This is a genomic window from Nocardiopsis oceani, from assembly GCF_054777395.1.
Window position 1 is genome coordinate 51,340 of record NZ_BAAHAR010000018.1, and the last position, 13,623, is coordinate 64,962.

Sequence of the window (13,623 nt, forward strand, 5' to 3'; positions counted from 1 at the left end):
GTCGTTCTCTCGGGGGTATCGGCCCCGGGAGCACCGCGCCCCTCCAGACCGGGTCGTGTGAGCCAACTGTCCGTGCAGGCCCGGCACTCTCGCTAGGACAAACTGTGATCCACTCAGCTAACAGCACGAACAACGTTCACGCACCCACCGAGCTGTCCACCAAGATCATCATCGCCGGGGGCTTCGGGGTCGGAAAGACCACGTTCGTCGGGGCTGTGTCGGAGATCCCCCCGGTCCGCACCGAGGCCGCGGTGACCGCGGCCAGCGCGGGTGTGGACGACCTCTCGCACACTCCGGACAAGACCAGCACGACGGTGGCCATGGACTTCGGCCGGATCTCCCTGGAAACCGACCTCACCCTCTTCCTGTTCGGCACCCCGGGTCAGCAGCGTTTCTGGTTCATGTGGGACGACCTCGTGCGCGGCGCCCTCGGATCGGTGATCCTCGCGGACACCCGGCGCCTTGAGGACACGTTCCAGGCCCTCGACTACTTCGAGCGCCAGTACCGCCTGCCCTTCGTCGTCGCCGTCAACGAGTTCGACCCCGAGATGGCCTACAGCGCCGAGGAACTGCGTGACGCCCTCGACCTGGCACCGGAAGTCCCGGTCGTCTACTGCGACGCGCGCGACCGCAGGTCCGTGGTTCGGGTCCTGGTGACCCTGGTCAAACACGCTATGGCCCTGGAAGCCCGGCAGCGGACCCAGCGCCAGCTCGTCTGACCGGCCCCGGGCGTCGGCCCCGGGGTGCCCGCGGTCCACAGCCCCTATGGGGTGGTTTCGTGCCGTTGCTGACGACAAGGGGCCGCCCGTGGGGAACCAATCAGTTGTGTCCGGCGTTACCCTGGCGTGGTGTTCGGACGAATGGCGGAAAGCGTCCGCCGTCTACTGGGTAAGCCCGGTGCGGTGGACCTGCGGCCCTATACCAAGCTCCTGCCGGCGATCGAGGCCGAAGAGGAGGGTCTGCGAGAACTCAGCGATGCCGAGCTGACAGAGAAGGCCATCGAGCTCGGCTACGCCGAGCTGCCCTATTCCACCAACGACCTCGTCAGTCTGTGCGCGGTCGGCCGCGAGGCGGCCCTGCGCACTCTCGACGAGCGCCCCTTCGACGTGCAGCTCCTCGGCGTCATGTCGCTGCTGGACGGCCACGTGTCGGAGATGGCCACCGGTGAGGGCAAGACGCTCGCCGGTACCCTCGCCGCGGCCGGGTTCGCGCTGCGCGGCAAACGCGTCCACCTGCTCAGCGTCAACGACTACCTCGCCAAGCGCGACGCCGAGTGGATGCGCCCCCTGTACAAGATGCTCGGTGTGACCGTCGGCTGGATCAGCGAGGAGTCCACCGTCGAGCAGCGCAAGGAGGCGTACGGCTGCGACGTCACCTACGCCGCCGTCAGCGAACTCGGCTTCGACGTGCTGCGCGACCGCATGGTCACCGACATCGACGACCGGGTCGTCCCCGAACCCCACGTCGCCATCATCGACGAGGCCGACTCCGTGCTCGTCGACGAGGCCCGGGTGCCCCTGGTCCTGGCCGGCGCGGCCGAGAGCGTCCCGGCCGACGTCGAGATGGCCGACGTCGTACGCGGCCTCAAACCGCGCCTCCACTACGAGGTCGACGGCGAGGGGCGCAACGTCCAGCTCACCGACGCCGGTATCGACGCGGTGGAGAAGACCCTGGACGGTGTCGACCTGTACTCCGAGGACGACACCTCGGTGCTTCCGCAGGTCAACCTGGCCCTGCACGCACACGTACTCCTCCAGCGCGACGTCCACTACGTGGTCCGCGACGGCGAGGTGCGGCTGATCAACGAGTCGCGGGGCCGGATCGCCCTGCTCCAGCGCTGGCCGGACGGGTTGCAGGCCGCGGTCGAGGCCAAGGAGAAGGTGGCGGTCAGCGAGACCGGCGAGGTCCTGGACTCGATCACCGTCCAGTCCCTGGTGCTGCGCTACCCGACGCTCGGCGGTATGACCGGTACCGCGATGTCCGTCGCCGAGCAGCTGCGCGAGTTCTACGAACTCGAGGTCGCGGTCATCCCCTCCAACAAGCCGAATATCCGCGAGGACCACGGCACGAGCCTGTACGCCACGCGGGAGGAGAAGGAAGACGGCCTCATCGCGAGGGTCGAGGAGGTCCACAAGAGCGGCCGCCCGATCCTCATCGGCACCCAGGACGTCGCCGAGTCCGAGCTCCTTGCCGACCGCTTGCGCGAGGCCGGTCTGGAATGCGTGGTTCTCAACGCGAAGAACGACGCCAACGAGGCCTCCATCATCGCTGAGGCCGGTACCTACGGTGCGATCACGGTGTCCACCCAGATGGCCGGCCGCGGTACCGACATCCGGCTCGGCGGCAGTGACATGTCCGACCGCGAGCGTGTCGTGGAGACCGGCGGCCTGTTCGTGATGGGCTTCGGCCGCTACCCCAGCAGCCGTCTGGACGGCCAGCTCCGCGGGCGCGCCGGACGCCAAGGCGACCCCGGCGACTCCGTGTTCTTCGTCAGCATGGACGACGACCTGCTGGTGAACAACGCCCCGGAGACCACCGGCTACCAGACCACGGCCGACGGCGAGATCACCGAAGAGGGCTGGCTGGGCATGGTCGACCACGCCCAGCGGGTCTCCGAGGGGCAGCTGCTGGAGGTCCACCGCAACACGTGGCGGTACAACAAGCTCATCGACGTGCAGCGCGACGTGGTCCTGGAGCACCGCGAGCTGGTCCTCACGGGCAACCTGGGCGACGAGCACATCGCCAAGGACAGCAAGGAGCGCCACCAGGAGCTGGTGGAGGAGTTGGACGCCGAGCGGGTCGCGCAGGCCGCCCGGTCGATCACCCTGTACCACCTGGACCGCGGCTGGACCGACCACAACGCGTTCCTCTCGGAACTGCGCGAGGGCATCCACCTGCGCTTCCTGGGCCGACGCGACCCGCTGGACGAGTTCAACCGCGAGGCCGTGCCGGTCTTCAAGGGCTTCCTCGACGACGCCCGTGCCAGGGCGGCGACCACCTTCGACGAGCTCGAGGTGGTGGACGGCGAGCTCGACGTGGGTTCGGTCGGGGTGAAGCGCCCGTCGATGACGTGGACCTACATGGTGCACGACCACCCGTTCAGCTCGGCCCTGGAGACGCTCGTGGGCAGGCTCAAGGGCGGCCGGGGTTCGTCGAGCGACGACTGAGAATTCTTCACATCGCCATATGCGCGGGTCGGGACTAAAGTCCCGGCCCGCGCATTACTTTTGTCGGTTCGTCTGCTGAAACGCGAAGCCGGGCCGCCGGTTCTCTGTGTAAAGAGCTCGGGAGGGTTAAAATGGATGCGTTTTCAAAGGAACCTGAGACGGTTGGGACTGAATCGACGGTGGTCCACGAGATCGGCGCGCAGGAGAAGATCAGTTACGGGCGCAACGACCGCTTCGCGGGCGGGCCCGTTGGCGGAGGGAGCTTCTGGACCGATGATGACGGTCTGCCGGTGGCAAAAATCGGCGGTCCGAAAGACTGGCGCCCCACGCCCATGGTCGATGTTCGTGTGGGTGATGTGTTCAGTGTCGGTGGCCAGGCCTGGAGGGTAACGGAAATCGTCGACGCGGATTCGCCGGGCGCGTACCTGCTGGCGACCAGGATTAGCTGACCGGTCTTCCCCGGGATGATCCGGGCGAAGATCCATTTATGCCCCCGTTGGAATTGCAACCCCCTGCAACCTTTATTCGGGTTGTTGCGGAGCGTTTCCATTTTCGGTTTGTCCGGCGGGGGCTTTTTGTTTGCCCAGGAGGAGGGCTGTGCGCAAGCGTGGGCGCTGCTGAGTTATCGCAGGTCATGAGGGGTGTTCAGGATACTCCCGGGGGGAATCGAGACGCTCCAGTTATCTGAAGGGGGGTGTTCGCGTTACCGGTGCCTGGCTAACGTCAGTGGTGCATGGTGCGCCCTCGACGCGGTTGGGAGGGCCTCTCGCTCACCGAGAGTTGTGGATTGCCGCGCCTGTCACTCGCGGTCGGTCCCAGGGGCTGTCCCCCGCCCCTGGGCCTGGCCTTCCCCCATGCTCCGGAATCCCAGGCATAGTAGATCTTGTTCCAGATGACCCGTGTCCCCTTGTTCACTGGGGTTTTCGTGCCAACCGAGTGGCGCTCGGGTCTTGCGGTAGAACGAGTTCCAGTATTAACCTCTGAGTAAGCCTCGCCCGGTGAGGGCACCCAACAGTTCGGTCGTGGGGTGCCGCTGACGGCAGGCGAACCGAAGGACCGTCGCCCGTCGAAGTCGGATCGCGCCCCGACTTCGGCGGGCGACGTCCGTGTTTCCGGGGGTGCGTCCGTGTGCCGCCGTTCGAGGGTGCGGTCGGGCCTCGTGGGTGCGGCCGGGTTCAGCGGAGGTGTCCGGGTCAGCTGAGAAGGCGCGCGATCTCGTCGAAGGTCGGGCAGGGCCAGGCCAGTCCGCAGCCCTGGCATTCGTGCCCTTCCCCCGGATCCGGGCTGTGCAGGAGCAGGAGGTCCACGCAGACCCCGGCCAGCGCGGACACTTCGTTGCGGGCGTTCGCGTAGAAGGCGAGGTCGTTGATGCGGGCCAGGGCGCTGTCAGAGCGGGCGTCGGGAAGCCCGACGGTATCCGGTTCCCAAGGGACTGCGCGATCGGAGCGCTCCAGGATTCCCTGCACACACTGGAGCAGCCTCGTGTGCTCGGAGGGGCGTCCCCTCCGTGTCACTGGTCTGGTGAACGGCGGCATCGCTGATCTCCCCCAACGGGTGGATACGCAGCGGCTCCCCCGAAAGGAAAGCGCTGTGACTCAGCGTACACAAATCGTCGCACAATGTCGCGATACGCGGGAAGTGGCCTGGCCCGAAAAGGATGTTCGCCGGCCGGAAATACGTGCGCGGGCCGCCCCCAAGGGGAGGGGCGGCCCGCTGGAAGGGGTGGGAACCGGGCCGCGCGGACCCGCTTCCATGGTCCGGTCAGCCGCAGCCGCCGCCACAACTGCAGGAACCGCCGCTCTGGCAGCCGCAGCCGCAGCTGGATCCGCAGTTGCAGCCGCTCAGGTACGGAGGTCTCGTCAGGGGATGGGTCACAGTCCCTCCTCAGGGCTCGACACAGCACCCGTGCGCGATCACGCCAGAGTCCTCCCTCCGCCGGGAGGCGGCGTCACGGGCGCGTTCCCGCAACAGGGAATGCCCGCTGCCCGGCTTTCCCAACCCATGGTGCGGAACCTGCCTTTCCATGACCCGGGGGATCGCGGTCGCCTCAGCCCTGAGTAGCCCAGCCGGTCCCGCGCTGAACTGCGGTTTCCCCGAATCACCCTTCAGGCGAAGAAGGTAGGGGAGGCCGCCAGCCGACGTGTCGTTCGGTAGAGCCAAACCTGACCGACGAACATGACCGGAACTGTGGGCAGCAGCACCGACCACACGAACACCCCGGTCATGCCGGGGATGTCCGCCGACGGCAGCGGGGCGGACAGCGCGACCAGCAGCCCGGGCACCGCGATGGCCAGCGCCGACGTGTGCCGGGACAGCATCGGTCCGGTCAGCCCGCTGGTCGCGGCCAAGGCGGCAAGCAGCGCGGCCAACAGCACCACCGCCACACCGGGGCGGTCCAGGTCGACCCCGCCGAAGGCGACCGCGGCGGCCGATGCCGCCACGACGGCCCCCAGCGCCGTCCGGGCCAGGCCCCGGGTGGCCAGGGCGGCGGCGTCCGCGCTCTCCCCGCCGTCCGAGCCCTCCCCGTCACCCGGGCCGACCAGGCGCTCCGCCCCGAAGGCCGCCCCGCGCAGGGCGAACAGGGCCACGACGGCGGCCGCGCCCAGAACGGTGGACGGGTTCGCGGACAGCCCGCCGCCGACCAGCCCGGCCAGGACGAGCCCCCACGAGACCGCCAAGATCCAGCTGCCCGCCACGATCGCGGTGTCACAGGCCGACCGCCACCGGGCGTCGTCCACCCGGGCACGGAACCACAGCCCCGCGTCGCGGGTCAGCCACCCGGCCAGCAGGACGACCAGCACCGGCCACAGGTCGCCGACCACCCGGTGTTCCAGGACGGGAAAGAGGCCCGCCATCACTCCCAGAGCGGCGACGAGCCACACTTCGGAGGCCAGGAAGTAGGGCGCGATCGCGGCCACCACGCGGCGGCGCTCCGCGGGCGTGCGCGCCACGTGCGGCATGAGCATGCCCAGGCCGATGTCGGACCCGGCCAGGACCAGGTAGCCCACGACGAACAGGGCGAGGAGCAGTGCGGAGGCGAGTTCCATGGCGTTTTCCCTCTGGCTCTCAGAACGTGGGGACGGGGGCGGTGGGCTCCTCGGGCTCGTCCTCGCGGCGTTCGGCCAGCGGGCCGCCCGCTGGGCCGCGCCGGGCGAAGCGGACCAGGAGCCAGTACGTCACGACGGCCAGGGCGCCGAAGGCGACGGTGAAGAGGGTGCAGGACACCAGGGCCGCGGCCGGGGACATCGGGGTCACGGCATCGGCGGTGGTCAGGTGGTGCACCACCACCCAGGGCTGGCGGTTGGTCTCGCGGTAGACCCAGCCGCCGATGCTGGCCAGGTAGGGGAGGAACGGGGAGACCATGAGCGCGGCCAGTCCCCACCCGCGGAGGTGGACTCCGGCGGTACGCAGGGCCGGGAACCGCATCCGCGTGCGGCCCCGGTCCGGGGACGGGAACCACCGCCGAGGGTGGAGCAGGCCGATGTACTGGGCCGCGAGCATGAGCGGGCCCAGGAAGAACATCACACCCCAGGCGGCCATCATCACGACGTCGCCGGTGACGTTGGCCGCGGTCAGGAACGCGCTCTGCCCACCGCTCTCGATCGCCTCGATCTCGGCGGCGCTGTAGGTCAGCCCGCTGGTGGGCGGGTCCTCCCCGAAGATCTGGAACTGGGCGCCGCCGAAGCTCACCACGAGGAACGGCATCACGCACACCATCAGTGCCGCGTAACGGCTCCCGCGCCGGAAGATCCCGTGCGGGTCGCTGTCGCGCTTCAGGTGGTAGGCGCTCACGGCCGCCACGACCAAGGCACCCAGGAGCAGCGCGCCGGTGATCACGTGCAGGAAGGCGAACACCGCCGCCGGGTTGGTCATCATGGCGACGGGGTCCGTCATGTGCGCGACCCCGTCCACTATCTCGAAGCCCACCGGGTGCCGTAGGAAGCCGTTGGCGACCAGCACCCACCACGCGGACGAGTACGCCGTCACGGTGACCACCAGGAAGCAGAACAGGTGCGCCCAGCGCCCCATCCGGTCCCAACCGAAGATCCACAGCCCGAGGAACGTGGACTCGACGAAGAAGGCGGTCATCGTCTCGATGGCCAGCGGAGCGGCGAAGGTGTACCCGAACATCTCGTGCAGCCCGGTCCAGTTCAGCGCGAGCTGGAGTTCCATCACCAGGCCGGACAGGACCCCCATGCCGTAGTTGACCAGGTAGAGGCCTCCCCAGAAGCGCACGGAGGTCATCCGCGCGCGATCGCCGCGCAGTGTCGCGAGGAGCTGGGTGGTGAGGATGTACGGGGCCAGCCCGAGCGTGAGCGCCACGAACATGTAGTGCGTGGCCGCGGTCAGCGCGAACTGCAGCCGGGCTAGGGCGAGCGGGTCCTCGAACATCGTGCGGCCTCTGCGGTCGGCGGGTGGGGACGCTGAACAGCATCCGCCGACGGCCGGGGCCGCCACATCGTCTCCCGGGCGACTCTTGGCCACCCCCGAGTGAGGTATGCGGGGAAGGGGCCTACTTCCCGGGGTGTACGGGCGATCCCGGATGTCCCTCAGGGCCCTCTAAGGGTGGTCCCGGGTCCATCCGGGTGTCACGAGCGCGGTCTCGTAGGCGAGCACCACCAGTTGGGCCCGGTCGCGCACGCCCAGCTTCACCATGGTGCGGCTGACGTGGGTCTTGGCGGTGGCCGGGCTGAGCACCAGCTCCCCGGCGATCTCCTCGTTGGACAGGCCGCGGCCGACCAGGGCGAGTACCTCGCGCTCGCGTTCGGTGAGCCCGTTGAGTCGCACAGAGGGCTCCGGAGACCGGGCAGGGCGGCGGGCGAAGTCGGCGATGAGGCGCCGGGTGATGCCGGGGGACAGGAGCGCCTCGCCCCCGTGGACGACCCGCACCGCCTGGAGCAGGTCGTGGGGTTCGGTGTCCTTGACCAGGAAGCCGCTCGCGCCGCCCCTCAACGCTTCAAAGATGTACTCGTCCAGGTCGAACGTGGTGAGGATGACGATCCGCGTCCGGTCCAGCGCGGGTTCGGCGAGGATGCGTTCGGTGGCTGCCAAGCCGTCCACGCCGGGCATCCGGATGTCCATCAGCACCACGTCGGGGCGCTCGGCGCGGGCGAGGCGGACCGCCTCCCCGCCGTCGGAGGCCTCCGCGACCACCTCGATGTCGGGGGCGCTGTCCAACAGGGCACGGAACCCCGCCCGGACCAAGGCCTGGTCATCGGCGAGCAGTACCCGGATCACCGTGTTCCCCCCGTTCATCGGGTTCCCCTTGCCCTTGGGCGGGGCCGCCGTCGACCGGCAGCGCGACCCGCACCCGGAATCCTCCACCCTCGGCGGGTCCGGCGTCCACCGTTCCCCCGACGAGGGCGGCCCGTTCGTGCATCCCCGTGATGCCGTTGCCCGGGGCCGGCGGCCCCACGGTCCCGCGGCCGTCGTCGGTGACCTCCAGGACCAGGGCCGAGGGGCCGTAATCGATCCCGACCCGGGCCCGGTCCGAGCCGGAGTGCCGGACCACGTTGGTGAGCGCCTCCTGCACGGCCCGGTAGGCCACCCCGTCGATACCGACGGCGAGACGCCGTTCGGTGCCGGTCACCGACAGGTCCACGGCCAACCCCGCCGTACGGGCGCCCTCCACCAGGTCCTGGAGCCGGTCGAGCCCAGGGACCGGGGACCGGGGAGCAGCCTCGTCCACCGCGCGCAGTACACCCAGCGTGGAGCGCAGCTCGGTGAGCGTGTCCTTGCTGGTCTGCTTGATGGTGGCGAGCGCCTCGGCGGCCCGCTCGGGCTGGGACTCCATCAGGTACAGCGCCGTCCCGGCCTGCACGTTGATGAGCGAGATGTTGTGCGCGACGGTGTCGTGTACGTCGCGCGCCAGGCGCAGCCGTTCGTCCGAGGCCCTGCGGAGAAGCTCCTCCTCCATGGTGCGCTGCGCTCCGGCCTCGCGCTCCCGGTCCGCCCGCTGGTAGTCGGCGCGCCACCGCAGGATCTCGGCGACGCACAGCAGCACGATGATCCAGGCGAGGGTGGCCACGGAGTCGGCGCGCAGGGCACCGCCCTTCAGGAGCGTGTAAGTGTTGAGCAGGACGAACAGCCCCGGCCCCAGGAGCCAGCCGAAGATCCGGTAGCCCCAGCGCACGACGGTGTAGAGCATGACGAGCGCGCTCAGCATGACCGCGCCGTCGGGGAAGGAGAGCGGGTAGTAGACGGTCGCGGCCACCACCGTCACCGCCGCCGTCACGCACGGCCACGCGGTACGCCACAGCACCGGCGCGCAGGCCACGAGGATGAGCGCGTACCCCCATGGCCAGGGACGCGTGTCCTCCGGGACCGGATCGACCACTTCGATCACGGCCGTGCTGCCCACCGACAGCAACAGGAGCCCCAAGGCGAGCCAGAGGTCGGTTCGGGTGGGACGGGGAACGCGGGTGAGTAGTGCTGCCACGAGTCCGACAGTACGGCGGTCCCCTCCGGGACGCCGTCCCCCTCAGGAGGTCACTTCGGGGTCGGGCCTACTCCCGGGGGCGTACTCCGCTGCTCGAGGAGACCGGGCCCGACCAACTCTCAGAAGATGTCGGTCGGGGGAGCGGGGGAGTCCACCGCGTCGGCGTCGCGGACCGGCGCCCTCCCGGAGACGAACCGGTCCAGGTCCTCGCCCTCCACCATCCTGGCCATCTCCGGATCGCGGTGGGCCAGCCTCCCCAGCTCGTCCGTCGGCAGCGCCCGGTGGCCCGCCACCAGGACCAGGTTGCCGAAGCGGCGACCGCGCAGGACGCCGGGTTCCGCGGTCATCACCACGTGCGGGAACACCGAAGCGACCGTGGCGACCTGGGTCCGGGTGTGCTTCAGGGCGTAGCCGTCACCGATGTTGACCACCAGGAACCCGCCGGGCCGCACGACCCGGGCGGTTTCGGCGTAGAACTCCATCGAGGTCAGCCGGGCCGGGGTCCGTGCCCCGGCGAACACGTCGGACACGATCAGGTCGGCGCTCGAGTCGTGCCGGGCGGCGATCCAGTCCCGGGCGTCGCCGATGCCCACGCGCAGCTGCGCCTTGCGGTCCCAAGGGAGGCGCCGCCGTACCGTCTCCACGAGAGCCGGGTCCACGTCCACCGCCCGCTGCCGTGACTTCGGGCGGCTGTGCGCCACATAGCGCGCCACCGTCAGCGCTCCGGCGCCCAGGTGCATCGCCTCGATCGGCTCGCCCTCGGGGGCGACCAGGTCGGCGGCGTGCGCGATCCGGCGCACGTACGAGAAGTCCAGGTAAGCGGGGTCGGACAGGTCCACGTGCGATTGCGGGGTGCCCTCCACCAGGAGGAACCACGAGTTGGGGCGGTCCGCGTCGGCGAGGAGGTCCACCCCGGGCACCGCCGAGACCTCGTCCTCGGCCTCGACCCTGTCACGCACACGTCTGCCCATGTCCCCGCCTCACATCTGGAAATCCCTCCTACGTTAGGGAAATCCCTCCTACGTTAGGCCTCCCGCGGCCCTTGTCGAAACGGACGCGCGAAACCCCTCCGAGGACCGCTAGCCTGGGTTTCCCCAAGTTTTCCAACCGCGCCCTCTGGGCGCGATCACCGAGGAGTGGCCGTGCTACTGCGGATGTCGACCCTGTTCCTGCGCACCCTGCGTGAGGACCCGGCGGACGCCGAGGTGCCGAGCCACCGGCTGCTCGTCCGGGCCGGTTACGTCCGCCGCGCCGCCCCCGGTGTCTACTCCTGGCTGCCCCTGGGCAAGCGGGTCCTGGAGAACGTGTCGCGCGTGGTCCGCGAGGAGATGGACGCCATGGGCGGCCAGGAGGTCCTCCTGCCCGCGCTGCTGCCGAAGGAGTACTTCGAGGCGTCCGGCCGCTGGGACGAGTACGGCGACAACCTGTTCCGGCTCCAGGACCGCAAGGGTGCCGACTACATGCTCGGCCCCACCCACGAGGAGCTCTTCACCGTCCTGGTCAAGGGCGAGTACTCGTCCTACAAGGACTTCCCGGTCGTGCTCTACCAGATCCAGGAGAAGTTCCGCGACGAGGCGCGGCCCCGCGCCGGTGTCCTGCGCGGCCGCGAGTTCCACATGAAGGACTCCTACTCCTTCGACATCGACGACGAGGGCCTGCAGGCCTCCTACGACAAGCACCGGGCCGCCTACATCCGGATCTTCGAGCGGCTCGGCCTGGAGTACGTCATCGTCTCCGCGACCTCCGGCGCCATGGGCGGTTCGGCCTCCGAGGAGTTCCTGGCCGTCGCACCCACCGGTGAGGACACCTTCGTGCGCAGCACGGAGTCCGGCTATGCCGCCAACGTCGAGGCAGTCAAGACCCCGGCACCCGCGGAACTGCCCGTCGAAGGGCTGCCCGAGGCCCGGGTCCACCACACCCCGGACACCGCCACCATCCAGACCCTGGTGGACTTCCTCAACAACGCCGGGATGGGCCGCGACTTCTCCGAGGCCGACACCCTGAAGAACGTCCTGGTCAAGACCCGTACCCCCGGAAGCGAAGAGTGGGAGCTCCTCGCCATCGGGGTACCCGGCGACCGCGAGGTCGACTTCAAGCGCCTCGAGGCCGCGCTGGAGCCCGCCGAGGTCTCGATCCTGGAAGAGGCGGACTTCGCCGCCAACCCCTTCCTCACCAAGGGCTACATCGGCCCGAAGGCGCTGATCGACAACAAGGTCCGCTTCCTGGTCGACCCGCGCGTGGTCACCGGCACCTCTTGGGTGACCGGCGCGGACAAGACCGACCACCACATCGTCGACCTGGTGGCCGGGCGCGACTTCACCCCGGACGGCACCATCGACGTCGCCGAGGTGCGCGACGGCGACGCCTCGCCTGACGGCAAGGGCACGCTGTACACCGCGCGGGGCATCGAGATCGGGCACATCTTCCAGCTCGGCCGCAAGTACACCGACGCGTTCAAGCTGGACGCCCTCGGCCAGGACGGCAAGCCCAAGCGCGTCACCATGGGCTCCTACGGCATCGGTGTCTCGCGCGTCGTGGCGTCCGTCGTCGAGCAGTCGCACGACGACAAGGGCATCGTCTGGCCGCGCGAAATCGCCCCCGCGGACGTGCACGTGGTCGGTACCGGCAAGGGCGGTGAGGTCGAGGAGGCCTTGCGGATCGGCCGTGAGCTGGAGGCCCGGGGCCTGCGCGTGCTGGTCGACGACCGCAAGGCGGCCCCCGGCGTGAAGTTCAACGACGCCGAGCTGCTGGGCATCCCCACGGTGGTCATCGTCGGCCGAGGCCTCAAGGACGGCGTCGTGGAGCTCCGCGACCGCCGTAGCGGCGAGCGCGACGACCTCCCGGTCGAGGAGATCATCGAGCGCACCGTCGCCGCCTGCGCCGAGTAGGCACCGCAGAGTCTGCTGACAAGCTGACAAAGGGTGGGCGGGGATTGCCGTGAGGGTGGGGTCCCAGGTGGGGGTTTCCTCTGTGGCGGGGTTCCCTGCGGGTGCGGGTTGCCCCGTTTCCTGCCGCTTGATGGTGGCCGTCTCCGCTGCGCGCGTCAAGGTCGTCGCCATCGAGCGCTTCGCGCGTCATTGGCGCTCCACCTTGACCCGCTTCGCTGCGACGGCGGGTCGGCGGCAGTCAGGAAACGGGGGGCGTGTGGTCGGGGTAGCCAAGGGGTCCCTTCGGGCCCCGGCCCTCCGGCCCGGTGGGCCGGGCTTCGCCCGTCCGGCCCGGTGGGCCGGGCTTCGCCCGTCCGGCCCGGTGGGCCGGGCTTCGCCCGTCCGGGCCTGGTGCCCCGGCCCTCCGGCCGTGGCCGGCCGGATCCCTGCCCGTCCGCCCGGCTTGATCGGCCAGCGCGTCGCAATCCAGTGGCCAGTGGGCGACGAAGGGCCCGATCAGGCCGGGCGCATGGCAGAGCGCGTCCCACCGGGCTTTCGGTCAGACTCAGCTCCCCCTTCCCCGATGATCTTGCCCCTGTCTCCACCCTCGACGGCCGAGGGTGGAGCTGGGGGCAAGATCATCGGGGATGAACCGGTTTTGGACGCAGCGGTCACCACCACCGGGCTGGTTTCGGACAGCGGGGCTGCCTCCGTGTGGGGCGCCCACCGGGGGCGCCCGCTACCCCCCCACATGGGGGCGCCTGGGGCGCCGAGCCCCCTCCCGGAAGCACCCGGGGGCCGGTGAGCCCCCTCCCTGGAGGCATTCTCGGTGCCCAAAATGACTCCAGCAGGGGGGTCGATGCCCTGGAACCCACACCCGACCGGTCCAACAGCACCACCCCGCCCCGACCGGTCCACCCACCGAGCCGCCAGACCGGTGGGACGCGCCCAGCCACCCAGGCACCTGATCGGGCTCTTCGTCGCCGGCCGGCCACTGGATTGCGACGCGCCTGCCGACACAACCAGACCTACGGGAAGGAATCCGGCCGGCCACGGCCGGACCGGGCCGCAGGCCCGGGGCAGTTCCCGGCCGAAGGCCGGTCCCGTCGCCGCCCCGACCACACGCCCCCCGTTTCCTGACTGCCGCCGA

Annotated in this window: 10 protein-coding genes; 4 read left to right on the forward strand and 6 right to left on the reverse strand. The window is 69.9% G+C overall.

Translation table 11 applies throughout. The annotated features are described in order from the left end of the window. Positions 1–104 precede the first annotated feature (104 nt). From ACYVDG_RS12335 to ACYVDG_RS12345, 3 genes are all read left to right on the forward strand, one after another. Positions 105–719: a GTP-binding protein gene (locus ACYVDG_RS12335; protein WP_460749986.1), complete on the forward strand. Its 615-nt coding sequence runs from the start codon at positions 105–107 to the stop codon at positions 717–719. Positions 720–860: 141 nt separating this feature from the next. Then, a complete protein-coding gene (gene secA2 / locus ACYVDG_RS12340) occupies positions 861–3,167 on the forward strand; it encodes an accessory Sec system translocase SecA2 (protein ID WP_460749990.1) in 2,307 nt (768 codons plus the stop codon). Positions 3,168–3,346: 179 nt separating this feature from the next. Continuing rightward, positions 3,347–3,616, forward strand: coding sequence for a DUF6406 domain-containing protein (locus tag ACYVDG_RS12345; protein WP_460749997.1), 270 nt, complete (start codon positions 3,347–3,349; stop codon positions 3,614–3,616). Between the two features lie 744 nt (positions 3,617–4,360). Here ACYVDG_RS12345 and ACYVDG_RS12350 read toward each other — a convergent pair. From ACYVDG_RS12350 to ACYVDG_RS12375, 6 genes are all read right to left on the reverse strand, one after another. Continuing rightward, a complete protein-coding gene (locus tag ACYVDG_RS12350) occupies positions 4,361–4,633 on the reverse strand; it encodes a hypothetical protein (protein ID WP_460750002.1) in 273 nt (90 codons plus the stop codon). A gap of 639 nt (positions 4,634–5,272) precedes the next feature. Beyond that, positions 5,273–6,214, reverse strand: coding sequence for a cytochrome d ubiquinol oxidase subunit II (locus ACYVDG_RS12355; RefSeq protein ID WP_460750005.1), 942 nt, complete (start codon positions 6,212–6,214; stop codon positions 5,273–5,275). A 19-nt stretch (positions 6,215–6,233) separates the two neighbouring features. Further along, positions 6,234–7,559 carry a cytochrome ubiquinol oxidase subunit I gene (locus ACYVDG_RS12360; protein ID WP_460750008.1) on the reverse strand — a complete coding sequence of 442 codons (1,326 nt, stop codon included), beginning with the start codon at positions 7,557–7,559 and terminating at the stop codon, positions 6,234–6,236. Between the two features lie 168 nt (positions 7,560–7,727). Further along, complete coding sequence (locus ACYVDG_RS12365) at positions 7,728–8,405, reverse strand: response regulator (RefSeq protein WP_460750263.1); 678 nt, start codon at positions 8,403–8,405, stop codon at positions 7,728–7,730. Then, positions 8,380–9,606, reverse strand: a complete 1,227-nt coding sequence (locus ACYVDG_RS12370; protein ID WP_460750012.1) for a sensor histidine kinase — start codon at positions 9,604–9,606, stop codon at positions 8,380–8,382. Before ACYVDG_RS12370 ends, ACYVDG_RS12365 begins: the two co-directional genes overlap by 26 nt. A gap of 119 nt (positions 9,607–9,725) precedes the next feature. Continuing rightward, a complete protein-coding gene (locus ACYVDG_RS12375; protein ID WP_460750016.1) occupies positions 9,726–10,577 on the reverse strand; it encodes a spermidine synthase in 852 nt (283 codons plus the stop codon). A gap of 183 nt (positions 10,578–10,760) precedes the next feature. On the opposite strand from ACYVDG_RS12375, the gene ACYVDG_RS12380 reads away from it, so the two are divergent. Continuing rightward, entirely contained in the window at positions 10,761–12,494 is a 1,734-nt protein-coding gene (locus tag ACYVDG_RS12380) for a proline--tRNA ligase (protein WP_460750266.1), read from the forward strand. Positions 12,495–13,623: the final 1,129 nt, after the last annotated feature.